Origin of the sequence: Stenotrophomonas sp. Nf1, from assembly GCF_003028475.1 — a bacterium.
Lineage (GTDB): Bacteria > Pseudomonadota > Gammaproteobacteria > Xanthomonadales > Xanthomonadaceae > Stenotrophomonas.
In genome coordinates this window covers 174,408-190,325 of sequence record NZ_PYTV01000002.1, presented here as the reverse complement: position 1 = coordinate 190,325, position 15,918 = coordinate 174,408, and the positions used below count along the sequence as shown (strand labels likewise).

The 15,918-nt window shown below is 58.8% G+C and carries 11 protein-coding genes; 5 read left to right on the top strand and 6 right to left on the bottom strand.

All coding sequences use genetic code 11. From position 1 onward, the window contains the following. Window positions 1-2: 2 nt before the first annotated feature. Window positions 3-359, bottom strand: coding sequence for a hypothetical protein (locus C9412_RS04765; RefSeq protein ID WP_107230561.1), 357 nt, complete (start codon window positions 357-359; stop codon window positions 3-5). Between the two features lie 434 nt (window positions 360-793). Beyond that, window positions 794-1,549 carry a tetratricopeptide repeat protein gene (locus C9412_RS04760; protein ID WP_107230560.1) on the bottom strand — a complete coding sequence of 252 codons (756 nt, stop codon included), beginning with the start codon at window positions 1,547-1,549 and terminating at the stop codon, window positions 794-796. A gap of 244 nt (window positions 1,550-1,793) precedes the next feature. On the opposite strand from C9412_RS04760, the gene C9412_RS20500 reads away from it, so the two are divergent. The 3 genes from C9412_RS20500 to C9412_RS04750 all read left to right on the top strand — a co-directional run bounded on the left by C9412_RS20500 (window position 1,794) and on the right by C9412_RS04750 (window position 3,631). Then, window positions 1,794-1,970, top strand: a complete 177-nt coding sequence (locus C9412_RS20500) for a hypothetical protein (protein WP_181359086.1) — start codon at window positions 1,794-1,796, stop codon at window positions 1,968-1,970. Between the two features lie 94 nt (window positions 1,971-2,064). Next, entirely contained in the window at window positions 2,065-2,814 is a 750-nt protein-coding gene (locus C9412_RS04755; protein ID WP_107230559.1) for an ATP-binding protein, read from the top strand. 7 nt (window positions 2,815-2,821) lie between these two features. Next, complete coding sequence (locus C9412_RS04750; RefSeq protein WP_146160123.1) at window positions 2,822-3,631, top strand: hypothetical protein; 810 nt, start codon at window positions 2,822-2,824, stop codon at window positions 3,629-3,631. Window positions 3,632-3,843: 212 nt separating this feature from the next. On the opposite strand, the gene C9412_RS20495 is transcribed toward C9412_RS04750, so the two are convergent. Together C9412_RS20495 and C9412_RS04730 are read right to left on the bottom strand one after the other, a co-directional pair. Further along, entirely contained in the window at window positions 3,844-4,509 is a 666-nt protein-coding gene (locus C9412_RS20495; protein ID WP_146160124.1) for a hypothetical protein, read from the bottom strand. 2,008 nt (window positions 4,510-6,517) lie between these two features. Next, a complete protein-coding gene (locus C9412_RS04730) occupies window positions 6,518-6,799 on the bottom strand; it encodes a hypothetical protein (RefSeq protein WP_107230554.1) in 282 nt (93 codons plus the stop codon). Window positions 6,800-6,989: 190 nt separating this feature from the next. Here C9412_RS04730 and C9412_RS04725 point away from each other — a divergent pair, with 190 nt between their 5' ends. Both C9412_RS04725 and C9412_RS04720 read left to right on the top strand, forming a co-directional pair. Then, window positions 6,990-8,129, top strand: a complete 1,140-nt coding sequence (locus C9412_RS04725) for a site-specific integrase (protein WP_107230553.1) — start codon at window positions 6,990-6,992, stop codon at window positions 8,127-8,129. 189 nt (window positions 8,130-8,318) lie between these two features. Then, on the top strand, window positions 8,319-10,604 hold the full coding sequence (locus tag C9412_RS04720) for an ATP-dependent helicase (RefSeq protein ID WP_107230552.1): 2,286 nt from the start codon (window positions 8,319-8,321) through the stop codon (window positions 10,602-10,604). 92 nt (window positions 10,605-10,696) lie between these two features. Here the strand turns inward: C9412_RS04720 and C9412_RS04715 are convergent, their stop codons facing one another. Beyond that, entirely contained in the window at window positions 10,697-11,365 is a 669-nt protein-coding gene (locus C9412_RS04715) for a hypothetical protein (protein ID WP_107230551.1), read from the bottom strand. 506 nt (window positions 11,366-11,871) lie between these two features. Then, entirely contained in the window at window positions 11,872-14,838 is a 2,967-nt protein-coding gene (locus C9412_RS04710; protein WP_107230550.1) for a DEAD/DEAH box helicase family protein, read from the bottom strand. Window positions 14,839-15,918 lie beyond the last annotated feature (1,080 nt).

Genomic DNA, 15,918 nt, shown 5'->3' with positions numbered 1-15,918 from the left:
CCTCAGGTCTCCGGTCGCACCCGCGTACTGGCGTGCGCGGTGAGCCCCAGCCCGGCCATGATCAGGCCCTCCATCACCCGGGGGCCTACGTATTGCGCCAGCTCTCCGTTCTCGCGGGCGCGCTGCGCAGCCAGCAGGATTTCCATCACCACGCGCAGGCCCGCCAGTGAGCAGTCGGTATCGGCCAGTGCGATGCGTCGGCCGGGCAGCTGATGCCGCTCTGGCCAGGGCTGGCCATCGGAGGCGGCGCCTGCGCCGATGCTGTGCAGCAGGGCGATGAGGGTGTTGGGGTCCAGCGCCTGGCTTTTTGCCGGCGTGTCGTGGACGGGTTGCGGGGCAGGGGAGTGATGCTGGGTCATGGCTGGGCTCCTTGCGTGCAGGCAGAAGCCGCCACCGATAAAGGTGGCGGACGATGCGTGGTTCGAAACCCGGCGTTCGCTGAACCGGCGGGCACAAGGCCCCCACGCACCGCCCGCCATAGCCGGCCGACGGATTGCCAGCCGGCACCACACGGGGTGATGCCGGCTGGCAAGCGTTTACTTCAGCGAACTACCGGGGTTTCGAATCCCGACCACCCCTTTTCCGGTGGCACGCAAAGGAATACGCCCGGTTGTGCGCGATGCCAATGCAGTAAGGCCGATGCCGTCACCACATTCAACGTTTTCAGAATCGTTGTAGATCGCGCAATGCGTCTGGAGCCTTGCGCTGCAATGCGATCGGCGATGCCGGTGCTCTGGATGTGTTGCCTGTCGTCATCCACTCGGCGGGGCCATGGGCAAGGCGAATGCGACAGTCAGCGCCCCTTCAATGCGGCTTTGGTCCGCTCCAACCAGGCCGCATTGTGGCTGCGCGCATGGCGCGACCAATGCTGCGCATCGTCGATGATGCTGGCGAACAGGCTGCGGGCCTGCTCGCGGTCTTCGGGCTGAGGTTGTGCCATCAGCCACTCGGCGTACAGGCAGCGGGCGGCCGCATCGTTCCCGCATTCCACCGCGCGTTCGAACGCGGCGCGGGTGTCGGGCGACTGGGCCGCGGCCAGTGCCTGCGCGTACAGCAGCGTCTGTTCCGGCTTGCGGCGCACATCCGGGTAGCGGGCGAACAGGCCATCCAGTGTCTCGGCCGCAGGCGCGGCGTCTCCGCACTCAAGGCGTGCACGGGCCAGCCCGGTCAGGATGTAAGGATCGTCGCCGAGGGGCGAGGTGGCGGCCTGCTCGAGCAACGTTCTGGCTTCCTCCGTCTGGCCGGCCTCCAGCAGCGTCATGCCCAGGCGAACCCTGTTCTGCAATGTGGGCGTTCGCGACAGCTCAGCACGTGCGTTGCGCAGGTCCTGACCCGGGTCCATCAGCTGCTTGGCCGAGCGGATAGCCTGACGGGCGCCGCGCGAGTTGCGCGCTTCCGGGAAGTAGATCGCCAGGAAGTAGACCACGCTGCCCAGCAGCGGGAAGGAGAAGAGCAGGATCAGCCAGTAGAGGCTCTGGCCTGAGCGGATGGCGTGCACCGCGAAGTAGATGGCTGCCAGTACGTGGAGCCCGAGTCCGATGTAGGGCATGCGTGCCGCCTCGTCCGTGTGGGGGCTGGAACTATAGATGGGCTGGGGTGGGGCGCCAATGGGGTGGGGGCGTTCGGGCGTGACGCGTCACGTTAATAGGATTGGATTCTGCGAGGTGGAGCGCTGCGTGTCACTATGTGGCGGGGTTGCATTGATGGAAGGGGATACATGAAGTGCATCAAGCTCACGCCCTTTGGGGCTACTCCAATTAGGTAGATGGTGGTGATTTGTGGGAAGTATTCAGATGGAACACGGCGGAAAGGTTTACGAGGCTGAGTATTTTGTTGATCGAGGCGTCATCACTGTTTGTGGAGAACGCGGCCAGGAATCCACTCAGATCGGAGGAGCTGGCGAGCAGCTGGTAGCAAAGTTGCTGCTCAACAACCTTATTCGCAAAGGTCAAATTGATCCCGCCAATTGAAACCAGGAGCCCAAACCCTCGGTGGCATAATGAGTGGCAGATCGCCTTGACCCAGCGGGCCGAATACTCGGTTCGCACTTCGAGTAACTCGTAGATGACGATTCTAAAAGAACAACACGAAACTTTTGCCCGATTCTTTACGGCGCCAACCCGCGAGGCGCTGCGCGACCTGCTTCGTCGCAACATTGGCGAGACCGACTATCTGGACTTCAAGGCCGACTGGCCTGCGCTACCGAAGCTCGCCCGCCACATCTTGGCCTTAGCGAATTCTGGCGGCGGCGCGCTCGTCGTGGGCGTGTCGCAACAGGCCGACGGCAATTTGGTTCCGAGTGGCTTGCCGAACCTCAAGGACAAGGCGCAGCTGATCCCGCCACTCAGCAGCTATCTGCCTAAGTCGATTGAGTATGAAATTATTGACTTCTCCTTCGGCGCGGCGGAATACGAAGCCTTAGTGGGCAAGTCGTTCCAAGTCCTACTCGTCGAAGAGAAGCCAAAACTCCTACCTTTCCTGGCCTTGAAAGAGGGGGAAGGGCTGCGGACTAGTGTGGTCTACGTGCGCGAGGGTACGACGTCCACAGAAGCTGGTCACTTGCAGCTGCAGGAGGTACTCAACCGACGCATCGAGTCGGGCTACTCCAGTCAACCTAGCCTAGACCTCGATAAACATTTGGCGCAGTTGCGTGTCCTCGACGAGCATCGGGAGGCGAACGACAGCTGGGCAAGGCAGTTCATCCGAGATGAGCATAGCCGCTTCGACGATACAGAGTCGGACGACTACAAGGAATTCATCGAAGACGCCTACCAAGCGAAAAAGCAGGTCCTCTGGCGGTTGCTGGGCCTGTAATGAATGCATGTCCAAGCTTCTGACTGGCGCGGCACATCATGGAAAGCGGCCGCGCGGGGAAATGACCCGCGCGCCGCCTGCCGCCGCCTACCAGCAGGACTGGTCTGCGAAGCACTGTCTGCTGACCGTCTCCGGCGGGATAGAATCTATCGAGATTCGCTACCGGAGGAGCGGCGGAATGGATGACGTTTACTTGATGCTCCGTGGCCTGGGAGAAGGTGTGGGCGCTCTCATTGCAAGCCCGCTTGTGCAGACCATCATTGGTGGCGTGATTGGTGCATATGCCGCGACGAAGGCAGTAGATCGCCAAGTGTCGGCCGATAGAGAGGCTGAAGAGAAATCAGACCTTGCCGCTATCGCCAGGCTGATTCTGGGTCTCCGTGTAGAGATGGAGGCCGTTTTGAAGATGACGCAGCAGTCGCTAGGCCCCGCGATAACAGTATGGAAGTTGGCAGGGGGAAAGGGAGTGTTTCAGGCCGCCTTTCCGGCTCGAAGTGATTACTTCACTCTGTTTGCAAAGAATGCCGACAAGCTGGGTTTAGTGGATGAAGAAACGGCGACCCTGATCACTCAGGCCTACATCGATCTCAAGGGCTCGCTGGACAGTTTTCTCTACAACAATCGACTCCTTGAGCAGCACCAACAAGCACGGCTCAACATGGGATCTTCGATACAGAACTCGTGGGTGAAGGAGCATCTCGAGAGCGTTAATCGTCAGCTGGAGTGCTATGGCCCGCTGTTGATCCAAAATTACGACCAAGCTGTCGAGTCCGTGAACCTCGCTCTGAAACACCTGAAGGCTAACCCAGGGGTGTAGGGCTGGCGCCGACTCGGAATCACCCGAACCGGCCTGATCTCGGCCCACGGATCATGCACATCACATTGGAGGCCTTGGCGGCGGAACCGGGACGATCGATACCGAACCGCTGCTTTCGGCGAATTCTGAGCGCTTCGGCTAAGCGGATGACACCGGAGCCGCCTCGCGTTCGTGTACGGGTGTAGCCTACAGGCGCTACGAAGCCCCGCCAACTACGGCAGAACAAGCACTCGCTCACGCTCAGCCAGAAGCCGGCTCTCCAGGACAATCACTTCTTCGCTGAGAGTCGCAAGCGAGGACGCGATCGACTCAAGGAACACGTCGTCCTCGTAGCCGGAATCCCTGCAAACCTCAATAAAGTGCCTGACCTGCAGCATCGTGATCTCCGCGTTTCCAAGCGCCCCTTGGTCGGCCGCATTGAGGCTTGCAACGTCTTCCGCCGCCCAGACGATCTTTGCAAGAGCAGCTTCAAGCGCCCTGATCTTTCCCTTCCTGAGCGTAGTACTGAGATCGGTGAGCTTCTGATCATCACCATGAAGCAACTTGAAAGCACGCTCTTGACGGCCGGCGAGCTTCGCTTTAGAGATCATGTAGTCCAGCTTCCGCACTCGAGCTTCGCAGCGCTCTCGCTCAGCCTTGGCCTCTTGCGAAAGGCGGTACAGCTGAGCTTCCCTCGCGTAACTATTGGCGCCAATGCCAATCGCCCATGTACCTACTGCTGCGGCAGCTCCTCCCACTGCTGCGATCCAGTCTGCCGCATTCCCCGTCGTACTGAATTTCCCGACCGCCCAGCCCGCGCAAATAGCGCCAGCACTAAAGGCGAATACTGTAATCGCCGAGATCACAGCTATAGAAACTTGATCGATACTCTTCTGCACGCACCCTCCTGTGGACCTGAATCTACTGAGAGAATTCTGGCATGACGGAGGCCCTTCATGTGTTGCTGGTGGGTTCCGCCGCATCCATTTCGTATGGGCTGGTCAAGCTGGCTTCGTGCTGCGCCTACCAGGCAGGGGAGTCGTCCCGCCGTGCTGCATGCGAAGCCACCTTCGTAGCCCATACACGCGCCGAGCTGGCCGCAACCGGCTGGACCCCGACTCACGAACCTCTCCACCAGGCTGAAGTCGCCGCCACCAAGCGCGGCGACCTTCTGGCCTCTGCCCGCTGAGCCGAAAAGCAGGGATGCGCCGCATACCCGCCGAGCCCCTGATTATCGTGACGCATCACATCGGGCATGGCCGGCACACGCGCATTGATGAGATCGAGCGCAACAACACCACGGAGCCGCCTCAGCAGTCATCTGGCTCATTGTCGTTGAGCTGCAGGACTTTGGCCCGGCTCAGCGAGAGGACAAAGACAGAGATGCTGGCGCCTCCGCGCACGCCAGGCTTACATATGGTGGGCTTCGCGTTTTCATGGATCGCCTTGAGCGATCTGCTCACCAGGGCGTAGGGGCGGCGCTTCTACGGAAGCGCCTCACGCGCGCTGGCGGAACGTCGTCTCGCGACTCTTGTAGACAACACTTGACGTTGCGACGCCGGAACCGGGGTCACCATTGCCGAACCGCCGTTCTCGGCGAATTCTGAGCACTTCGGCAAGGTAGATCACGCTGGATTTCGCTGTGGTGGGAATCTCGGCAGACGGTACTGGACGCCTAGCAGTTCCCGTGCGAGCCCCGGTCATCATCGACCGACAAGTCATATCGGAGGACTCCAGCTCATGGCCTTAAGGAGTCAACATATTGCCAGTTTGGAAGCCGAGACCTACCCAAGGGCCGGCCAGGTCAGTTCGGTCATGCGGATCAATCTCGATCATGCTGCAAGCTCATCCTTGTCGGGGGAGCCAGCAGGGAGGCAAGAGCCAAGCCAGAGTCGGAGCCATTGCCAAGTCGAGCCCGCGAACCGGATCAGGCCAGATACAGCATTTCGCATAATGTATATTATGTTCAAAGTAGCCCAGCGGTGGCTGCCACGGCTCTCTGGCTCCTACTCTGGAGCCGCCCCAACTAAAAGTGCTTCGCCGCTCAACGTATCAGCGTTACTTCTCTGAAGTTGGCACCCCTATCACATAAGTAGCGCTCTTAGTTGGCGCGCAACTGGCTCAGCTGGAGGAACTCGGGCGATTCGATTCGCCTTTTTGGAGGCGATCCCGCCAGGTAAAAGTGCTACTTCTTCGTTTTGTAGCCGGATGCACGCGCGATACGGGCACGAGTTTGGGCCGACACGGGCTAGATCCAGGCAAGTAGCGACATTAGTTGGATCCGATCCGGCAAGTCCACGGCTAGCCGCGCACACCGCCCACGCAGGGGCAAGCCGCAACGATGCTGGATCTCAGCCGTTGGGACAGCTTGGCCTTAGACTGCACTGCGAGCTTGCTATCGATGCCAATCAGAATAGGAAGATACCCATGACCGACACAGAAGTTGCATTGTCCAGCGCCGAGTTCGCTCAGCTTACGTCTTGTGCGAACCAGGTGTTGAGCGCTGCGAATTTAGGGCAGCTTGTGAGGCAACTTGTAGCAATTGATGCACTGAGCTACGTGCAGTCCCAATGACTCGCTGTGATCTTGGCGTATCGCCAATGGCGGGGCGCGAATCTGGTGCATCCCCAATGATGTTGCCAAGGCGCTTTAGCCACGCGCCTTCGAGAGCATCTACTTCAGGAGACGGCTATGACCATCAGCTTCATTTCTGAGCCACCTCAGCGGCCTGGGGTAACGATCAGGGGCGTCCCGTCTAGCCGGGCCCGGCAATCCTCGCCTGCTTGAATTCTGGGGCAGCTTAGTGGTCTCTCTGCTGCAGATCTGGCGAGCAGAGCGGCGGATTCCGTTACGGTGACCGAGATGAAGTGGCGCCTAGGAAGACGCCACTGGAAAGCCTTTGTGACGTCACAGTCGCTGGTTGATCCAATCCCAGGTCGCCTTGTTCAACCAGCCTTGGTGGCTGCCGGTGGTGATGCGCGCTACGAAAAGTCTGTCGTTCTTATCGAGCGGATGCTTAAGATCATCTGTGAGCGCGTCGGGTGTTAGGTTCGTTGAAATCCAACGAACTGACTCCAGTCCGGGATCTGCAACGTTCTGATATTGGTTGACTTGCTTGAGAAACGCTGTGCGCTTTGCGTCGTAGTCGGCTTCGCGATTCAAGTTCCAGGTGACGACATAGACAGCCATTTCGATCCCTCGAGCCTGACACCAAGTGTGTCCGCGCGATCATAGTAAGCGTGATGCATGTCACGCAACGGATGGTTGAGTGATTTGTGTGGAAAGCGGTTGAACGAGCCCCTACCCTATGTTCTGATGGTTCCGATAAGATATATTTATCGGAACTCCAGATATTTTTACGCTCTATTTTCAATAGCTTATGAGCGACCTTCTGCCAGCTCTGACCACCGCGGCTCCTGCCAATCCGACCGTAGCGCAGCTATCGCAGTCCTCGGCGGACGCCGTGCGCGAAGTCTTCGCCGAAGCGGCCTCGGCCAACACCACGCGCAGTTACGCCACCGCCTTGCGCTACTGGGCAGCCTGGTACCAAGGCCGCTACGGCGTGGTCATCGCCATGCCGGTGGACGCGCCTTGTGTGATCCAGTTCATCATCGATCATCTGGCCCGGCGCTCAGGCGATGCCCAGGCCTGGGAGCTGCCGCCGGCATTGGATGTGCTTCTGGTGGAAGGCAAATTCAAGCAGCGTCCAGGGCCGCTCAAGCTGTCGACCATCGTCCACCGCGTTGCGGTGCTCTCCAGTGCCCATCAACTGCTCAAACTGGCCAATCCCTGCGAAAGCAGCGAGGTGCGGCAACTGTTGGCTAAGGGCCGTCGCGCCGCGCATAAGCGCGGCGAGCGGCCGAGCAAGAAGACAGCGATCACTGCGACCGAACTGATGGCGATGATTGCGACCTGTGGCGAGGATCTCGTTGGGAAGCGGGATCGTGCCCTGCTCTACTTCGCTTTTGCCAGTGGTGGGCGCCGTCGGAGCGAAACGGCCCATGCCACCTTGAGCAAGCTTGCACCGATCGACGGCGGTTACCTCTACCACCTGGATGTCGGCAAAACGCTGCAGGACGGGGTCAAAGCCGGTGGTTCGCCGGACAAGCCCTTGTTGGGTCCACCGGCCGAAGCGCTGCGCGCCTGGATCGAAGCGGCAGGGCTGCAGGAGGGCGCCCTCTTCCGCCAGCTGACGCGCGGGAAAGTTGGGGCCGGCTTGTCACCCAAGTCAGTAGCCACCATCATCCAGAATCGCGCACGCGCCGCCGGGTTGGTAGGAAACTTTGGCGGCCACAGCTTACGATCGGGTTTCGTAACCGAAGGCGCCCGGCAAGGAATTGCCCTGCCCGCCATTATGGCAATGACCGATCACCGATCGGTGGTCAGTGTCATCGGCTACTATCAAGTCGGCGCGGCCGAAACCAACCCGGCGGCGCGAATGTTGGAAGGCGCAGCAAGGTCGACCACCACAGCGCCGCCTCCCAGGTTGCCTGAATCTCCGACGGGGGCTGATTCCTAGATGCGTTGGACGCAACATTGATGTCGGAGCTCGTGGAGAAGCTAAAGGCGATCCGCCCCGGGTTCGACGGCAGCAAGGAGCGCCATTCGAAGATTGATGTTTCGATACTACAGGCGCATCGAGAGAAGCGAAATGCGCTTGGCAAGGCCTGACTGATCAACTTCACCCCCCTTTAAAGCCAGGTGACCAATGGCAGAACGCAGCTACACGCCCGAACAGATCAAGGTCATCGAGCACGGTGAGGGGCATGCGGTCGTCTCGGCTGTGGCCGGATCGGGAAAGACGGAAACGCTGGTTGGACGGGTTCGCCAGCTCCTCAAGGAGCACACCCCAGCCCAGATCGCCGTGGTCATGTTCAATCGAGATGCTAGGGAAGCATTCCAGAAGCGGTGCCAAAAGGCGATTGCAGGACCTGCGCCTGAGATCCGCACGTTCAACTCCATGGGCAACAAGATCGTCCAGCGCTTGGTCAGCCAGGGACTGCTGCCCGACGCCAAGATCGTAGAGAAGGATTTCCAGCGCGCAAAGATCGCCGCCCAGGTGTTCACCCGCGTCTTCAAGAGCATCAATGGCGACGATGCTGCTCCCGATAAGGAACTGATCGACGAGTTCATCAGCTTCATTTTGTTGGTCAAATCCGAAGTTCGTTCAGCCGAGGAAGTCTTTGATAGCCGACCCTATGGCAAGTCAGCGCTGGGCTTCCCTGATGCCTTCAGGCTTTACGAGCAGCAACGAATCAAGATGAAGATTCGGTTCTTCGAAGACCAGGTCTATGACCCGGTCAAGCTGCTACTACGCCACCCCGAGTATCAGCGATTGATTGCCAATAAGGTCGATCACCTCATCGTCGATGAGGCTCAGGACGTCAATGGAATTCAGATTGAGCTTTTGAAGATGCTTGCGGGTACCCGCGCCAAGGTCATGCTCTGCGGCGACGAGGATCAGGCCATCTACGAATGGCGAGGAGCCAAGCCCGACTACATCACGCGTGGCTTCGAGCGGGATTTCTCTGGAGCCACCCGCTATACCTTGCCGCATACCTTCCGCTTCGGCCACACCTTGAGCTTGGCAGCAAGCCACGTCATTACACGAAACGCCAATCGCAACCCCAAGATCAGCATCTCAGCTCCTACTACTCCCAAGACCCGGATTCACTCGTTTGGGCTGGCATTGGGCACCGCCGGATTCGGAGAGCTTGTCTCAGCCAGCCTGGCTGACGGGTTCAAGCCTGATGAAATCGCCATCCTGGTGCGAACCTACAGTGTGGCCGTGGCTCTGGAGCTTGAGCTGCACCAGCATGGCATCCCCTACTTCGTTTACGGCCGGCCTCCGTTGCAGCGGATTCCAGAGATCAGCGCGATGGTGGGCGTGCTGCAGCTGGCATCGGGCCGATGGAAGGACCTGCCAACGGACGAAGCCCGGTTCGTGATCAACAGTTTGTTATGGCGACCGGCGCTCTACCTGAGCAAGGAGGCTATACATGCCGTCATCGATCGATCCCTGGAACAGCCAGATCACCTGTCCGAGGCCGTGCGCTCGGCGATCACACCGCAGCTTCAACCCTTCCAGGCGGACCAGATCAGGGACAGGGCCGATCTGCTGGATATCATCGCCACCTGCACTGATCCCGACGAGAAGCCAGTGCAGCTGCTGGACCGCTATCTCAGCGGTACCAGCTTCGACAAGTCGATCATCAAACAGTCCCCCACGGCAGAAGTCGCGGAAACCATCTTGGCCAATGTGGCTGCATTCCGCGCTTTGGCGGCAAAGCACGAGGGCACGATTGCAGAGTTCCTGGACGATATTGATCCCCTCATCGACTCTACCAACTTGGATCCCCCTTCTGTTCCCCATGTATGGATCGGCTCGATTCACCGTGCCAAGGGGGCGCAGTGGCCAATCGTGATGCTTCCAGGGCTGGCCGCCCGGTCCTTCCCTCGCGATCACATCACCCAGGAAGAACTTGAGGCCGAAAGGCGATTGTTCTATGTCGCCATGACGCGCGCGGTCGAAGAGCTCTATCTGATCCATCCGGTAGATTCAGACTTCGGCAACGCTGTCAAGGACATCAAGTCTGATGCCAAACGCAGCTTCGAATGCCCGACATCTCCATTTCTTTGGGAGATGGACCTGGCGGTGGCGCGCTACGCTGCCGAGGCCATTGAGAACGAGGGGCCATTTGAAAGCGTCCCGCTCGAATCGCCCGCGGTTGCCAATGAGTACTTCAAGCGCTTCCCCTTTGCCAAAGACTGGGCCTTCACTCGCCTGCCCCGCGGTGCTGTGCGCCGGCCTGCCGAGACACCGATCGGCTCGCTAGCCAGTCTGCGTGAGGGAGTGCGCGTGCATCACGATACCTTTGGACCCGGCACCTTTGAGAGATGGGTAGACAATCGCGTCTATCACGTTCGGTTCGACAGCGGAGAGACCAAGATGCTGGTGGCTCACTATGCACCGATCCGTGTTCTGGCCTCATAGGGTGCGCCTCTGCGGGCGGATGGGAGCATTTCGTGGTGATCAGAGTGCTAGCGGGGTAGTCCCTTACCCCCTAGCCCAACTATCTCTTGCCTCTACTCATAGTCATCTCGATCATAGCTGCGATCGAAATCAACGCCGAACTCCAGGTCCAGCAAGACCAGGCCGCACCGACCATCCTTCTTGAAAGTGTAGATAGCAGTGAAGTTGCCCGCATGCCCGCTGTAGGGTCGATCCTCGTCAAGTTCACCGGTATGCGAGCCAGACGCTAACAGCGTCCATTCTTCGTCAGTCTTAGCCAGTGGCTCAAATTCGAAGTCATTGGTGTAAAACTCGTCGATGTAGGCATTAGTCTCTGCGTAGGCATCGGCTACATGGCTATCACCGGCGGCCTGTTCTTGGACGTCCTGGAAGATGAAGTCCCGGAAGTCGTCCATCGAGGTATAGAAATGGCATGGGTTCTCCTTGGCCTGGGCGTTCTGGGCGAATGCGTCACGGATGGCTAGGCTTACCGTACTCGCCATCTGCTCATCCAGTCCTAGGTCCTTCAACCGCCACTTCACGGCATCGGCTTGCAGAACGACATGCTCAGCCTCGGGAAACAGGTCTTCCACGTCCAAAGAGGCATCGAGCTTCAACGCTGCATAAGTGCCGTAGCCGATTGAAGCTGCGACCAGCTCAAGGGCGCTGACATGTACGACCGGTATGCCCAGCGAACGCAGGGCGGAACGCGCCTGATAGGCGACGGTAGAGATCTTGATCATCACTCGGACTCCGCAATTAGACGCATCGCGATGAGTGATTGCCCGCAACGCGCCCCGGATCATCCGAACTGGAAAATGGGCAGCTGTCGTGCTGGGTACCGCTATGCCAGTTTTGGGCCACTCACAACCCAGGCAGGCGCCTAGATGAGAGCCTACACCCGATCTCGGCGATCTTCAATGCCTTCTGCCCACCTCTTCCGACCTGGTCTCCGCGGGAACAAGCCATTGCACTTGGTCAGCCAGCATCGTCTATCCGCCTCGGGGAGGCTGCCCTTCCCTATCCCCGATAAGTTGCCCTACCCGTTTCGAAAAGGAGGCGATATACCCTGCTCACGATAGAGATCCCCGGCCCCTCCTCCACTGAATGCACGCCCTCGGCTTGGAGCGGATACCTCCGGAGATTGGCCTCGCATGTCGCGCGCACCTGATGGCTATTGCCAGCCCAAAGCGGACATCTGCGCGCGTGGCGGCGACAGTCTGCGAAGACTGGTCTTCTCGGCCCTCAGCTATTCGCTCACTAGCCAATAAGCCCTTGCCGCACCACCTCGCTTGGCATAGTCGATACCGAACACCATCAAGTCTGCCAAGTGCGCGTCAACTCGATGCCGACTAACCCCGGGCTGAACGCCGACGACTGCAAAACTCAGCTTCGTTGAAGGCGACGACTGCAGAAGCTGCCTCAGGCTATCTAGATCTCCGGAAACGAAGGTGGAAGGGGTCCTGTACCGAGCATGCATTCGGTCTTCCATGTGCCCTAGAAGAGTTGGAACATCGCAGTAATAGACCGACTTCACCAACTGGCCAGCAACCTCATATATATCTCCGACTCGACGACCGCTTGGCGCCCCACCAGCGCCTTTGCAGTGATACAGCGCAATCTCGACCTCGCCTTGTGGGGATGCTGTCACCGCGATGTAATCAGCTGCCTCTCCCGACCGGTGGTCGTAGAAAAGAGCGAAAAGTCCAGAGGTCTGCAACAAGTATCGCTCAAGGTGTTCTTGAACTGTGGCCTGGCCCGCCAATCGCCGTCGGAGCTCTACGGACGCCGGAGAGTCGTTGCTCGGCACGAATTCGACATCGATCGCGCAGCCGCTCCAATCGATAAATTCGGCGTCACCAGGGGAAAGGGTGGCGATCTGCAAGCTCGGTGCTGACATTTGGTTCATCCCTTCGAAGGATGACTTATTGGCGGCGTAGAATACCGGCGGATGCTCGGCGAGCCACTCGGACAGATGCATCCAAGAGTCTGTCGCCGATTCAACCTCAATCTCGACGCCGCCATTTTGCTGCGTCACCAGACGTCCCTGACCTATAGAAAAGCGCATCTGCACTGAGATCTGGTCCTGGCTGACTTTGAAGTCCAAGATGCCGTTAGCTGGATCCGGCGCGAACTCGCATAGCTCCCAGTCGGTCAAGCGGCTGAAGTCGAACGGGCCAGCGCCTCCTGTTCGATAGCGAATGCGCGGATTGGTTTTGAATCCGCCCTTTGCCCATGTGGCTGCGATCACTACATCCGGAATTTGCCGCAACGTAGTCGCAGCTTTAACGATGTCGAACTGCGTTTGAGCGAACGGGGCTGTACCGACCAGTCGAGCGTTGAGCTGCCCTACCCATGATATGAACTCAGAAACCGTCAGGGCCTGATTGCTCCAGATCTTTGAGGAGCTGCTCGCGCCAATGGTCTCCTTCGTATTCCCTAGCACACCGCTGCCGAAGAAGTGTCCTTGCACGTAAGCACGACCGTCCCCGGCTGTAACAGCACGCTCGGCAGCTGGACCAGTGAGCATCCGATATGTTTCGCTTTGAGAGTTGAAGGTCGAGTTCTTAAGACCCACGTTGTAGAACCGAACAGCTTCGAGCCCCGCGCGGGCCCGACTGGTCTCCTCATAGCTCAGCAGACGGAAACTCGCGCAGACTTCTCCCATCAGACGTTGATAGATCTTCTCGGTGCGTCGCGTCGATCCGATGTAACAAAGTCTAGATTCTGGGAAATAGATGAGCAGGAACGCATCGTGCCGGACATTGACCAGTACATCAGAGGTCGCCCAGTTCGGAGGATTTTCGTCTACCGTCAGCACCAAGCTGACCGTGCCATCCGTCGATAGCCATTGTTTAACAGCGCGAAGGTCCTTGCCGATCGTGTCGCCGATCTTCGAGAAGTCGGGCGTCTCGGCACACATGAACACTCTCACGTGGGCATACAACTCCAAGGCCAAGGGCGATACCAGCTCGTAGTCGGACTCCGCGATTCGGCTTACAGGGAGGCGATCAAGGACTGCCTGACTCTCAGCGTTTCCAACAAGTTCTCGTCGCGCCGCTTCGTCGATCATGCTGGCAAGGTCTACGCCGTCCTTCAGCAGTAAGCTTGGCGCCTCCAGGACGCGAACTAGAGGCGCAATGAGCGTGGCGTTGCCAGTACTTTCGTCAACTCGAGCGAATCTCCCGATGAACTGGATGGTTGGAACAAGAGAGCGGTGAGGCGAATGGAGCGCTGCCACCTTAAATTTCGGAAAGTCGTAGCCCTCTCCGAACATGTCCACGCAAACTATCCCTCTCAGCTCCCCACTAATCAGCCGACGTTCGCATTCGTCCTGAGTTCGCTTGCTAACCTTGCTGTCGACCGCCTCTATCTGGACGCCTAGATTCCGATAGATGGAGACAAGCTCTCGCGCTGACTTGATACTGCCCGCCCTCACGAACAAGCGATGATCCTTGCCCGCATCTCTGTCAGCATCGAGCTGAGCTACTGCGGTCATTGCAATAGAGCGATCAATCTCATCGTCATTGAGCGGATTGAGAACAGGCGCCGCACGAAATGCGACAGGCTGGAAGGCCCCTTCCTCTACCGCGCGCGTGACCGGATATCGATAGACCAGCTTCCCAGGGATAACCCGTCCATCACGCCTGAAGGGCGTTGCCGTGAGAAACACGAAACGGGCTTTTTTATAGTGCCCCAAGAAAGCTGCCCAAGTATCTGCGGGAGCGTGATGAGCCTCGTCAAATATGATGAGGTCGAAAAGGTCTTCACGAGCTCCTGGAGCAAGCGCCGGCGATGCACTTGCCGCTGTTGTCACGACCACATCCTGCTCTGAAAGAGCCTCCCAAGCCCTCCGATCGGCAGGGCGTCCCTCCAGCCTGAGTACTTCCGGGTTCGGAACGTCATCGCTGATCGCACCGATTCGACGAAGTGTCGAGAGCTCCCTGAAGTGAGAGGACACCTGCCGTCGTAATGCATTGGAGGGTTCCACTACTAAGACACGTTCAGCAGCTAACAGCAGAGGCAGCGCCATCATCAGCGAGGTCTTGCCGTATCCAGTTGGTAGGCAAACAATCGCAGGGTCGTCATGCACAGACTCGTGTGCCAGCACAGCGTGCATAGCCCCAAGCTGACCAATTCGAAATCCCCGGTTGGGCGTTGAGACCTGTTTAGCCAGATTTAGAGCGCCGCCATGCTGAACGAAGAAATTTGCCATCTCACCCCCAGTTCACACTTCCTCGGTCTTCGCCAGAGATTAACTCAGGACGGCTCGATACAGTAGCATTTGGGCGTGAGATTGCTGGATCCAACTGGACTAATCCACTTTGCGAGGACCTGTCCTTCCAGGCAGATATTTACGTTGCGCGAACCGTTACGAATGAGCTAACCGCAGGGGCAGCGCTGCGGGGCTAGGTGTAAGCATCCCGCGGCCGACAACTTGCCCCAAAAGTTGACCCCATGGCTCTGAGCCCTCGTCGACAGCAGGTCGCGACGCAGGCTAACCGAGCACTCGCGACTGGCGTGAGGACTTCCGCGCGGGTCGAAGGCTCTCGCCCGCTACTCCAGATGAATTTTCCTTATCCACGACTGTCCTTGAGCCTACTATGGTCCCGCAGAAATGAGAGATATGGGGAGGGCCGATTCTTGCGCTTTCCGGATTGACGCCAACGACCTAGATCTCCCCTAGATCCTTGAGCACGGCCTGCCCCTTCTGCAGAAACCCAGCCAGCAGCCGGCCACCCGCCACCTTTCGGCCCATTTGCTCATTGAGGTGACTCGCTGTAGGCGCGCATGGGCCAGAAGATCCGTTTGGGCCATGCTAGGCGCCACGGCGTGGAGCGGTTCGCCTGGCGACGCCAGCTGGCCCCCGATCGGCTGAACGACGCAAGGGCGCCGACTGTCACTCTTGGCATATGCCGTGGCCATCATCCGCTCGTGCTTCGGCGACCAGCCACCAAGGACCAACTCGGTCCCGAGTTGCTCGATCGGCAATCCTGCCTCGGCTACCGCCTTCTCGTAGTTCGGCAACAGCTGATCCACAACCAACCCCAGCTCGGCAGATAACTGTTCCATTGTGAAATCTACGCGGAAGCTGGCCTGCAGCGCCAGCCCATAAATGCGAAGGAAGAACTGCGTAGAACCTCGCGTAGCAAACACCAGGTTGTGCTGAGGGATCAGCAGCAATTATTCCCCTGCGGAATGTGCCCCTGTGAGAGCATCCTCTGCCAAGGTATCCACTGCAACGACAAGGTGGTCACGAGTGAGCAGAACGTTGAGGATGCTCATAGCGGGCTCG

Bases quoted from the DNA above. Each gene is read 5' to 3' on its own strand.
- C9412_RS04765 (WP_107230561.1), bottom strand. From the start codon at position 359: ATGACCCAGCATCACTCCCCTGCCCCGCAACCCGTCCACGACACGCCG.
- C9412_RS04760 (WP_107230560.1), bottom strand. From the start codon at position 1,549: ATGCCCTACATCGGACTCGGGCTCCACGTACTGGCAGCCATCTACTTC.
- C9412_RS20500 (WP_181359086.1), top strand. From the start codon at position 1,794: ATGGAACACGGCGGAAAGGTTTACGAGGCTGAGTATTTTGTTGATCGA.
- C9412_RS04755 (WP_107230559.1), top strand. From the start codon at position 2,065: ATGACGATTCTAAAAGAACAACACGAAACTTTTGCCCGATTCTTTACG.
- C9412_RS04750 (WP_146160123.1), top strand. From the start codon at position 2,822: ATGTCCAAGCTTCTGACTGGCGCGGCACATCATGGAAAGCGGCCGCGC.
- C9412_RS04730 (WP_107230554.1), bottom strand. From the start codon at position 6,799: ATGGCTGTCTATGTCGTCACCTGGAACTTGAATCGCGAAGCCGACTAC.
- C9412_RS04725 (WP_107230553.1), top strand. From the start codon at position 6,990: ATGAGCGACCTTCTGCCAGCTCTGACCACCGCGGCTCCTGCCAATCCG.
- C9412_RS04720 (WP_107230552.1), top strand. From the start codon at position 8,319: ATGGCAGAACGCAGCTACACGCCCGAACAGATCAAGGTCATCGAGCAC.
- C9412_RS04715 (WP_107230551.1), bottom strand. From the start codon at position 11,365: ATGATCAAGATCTCTACCGTCGCCTATCAGGCGCGTTCCGCCCTGCGT.
- C9412_RS04710 (WP_107230550.1), bottom strand. From the start codon at position 14,838: ATGGCAAATTTCTTCGTTCAGCATGGCGGCGCTCTAAATCTGGCTAAA.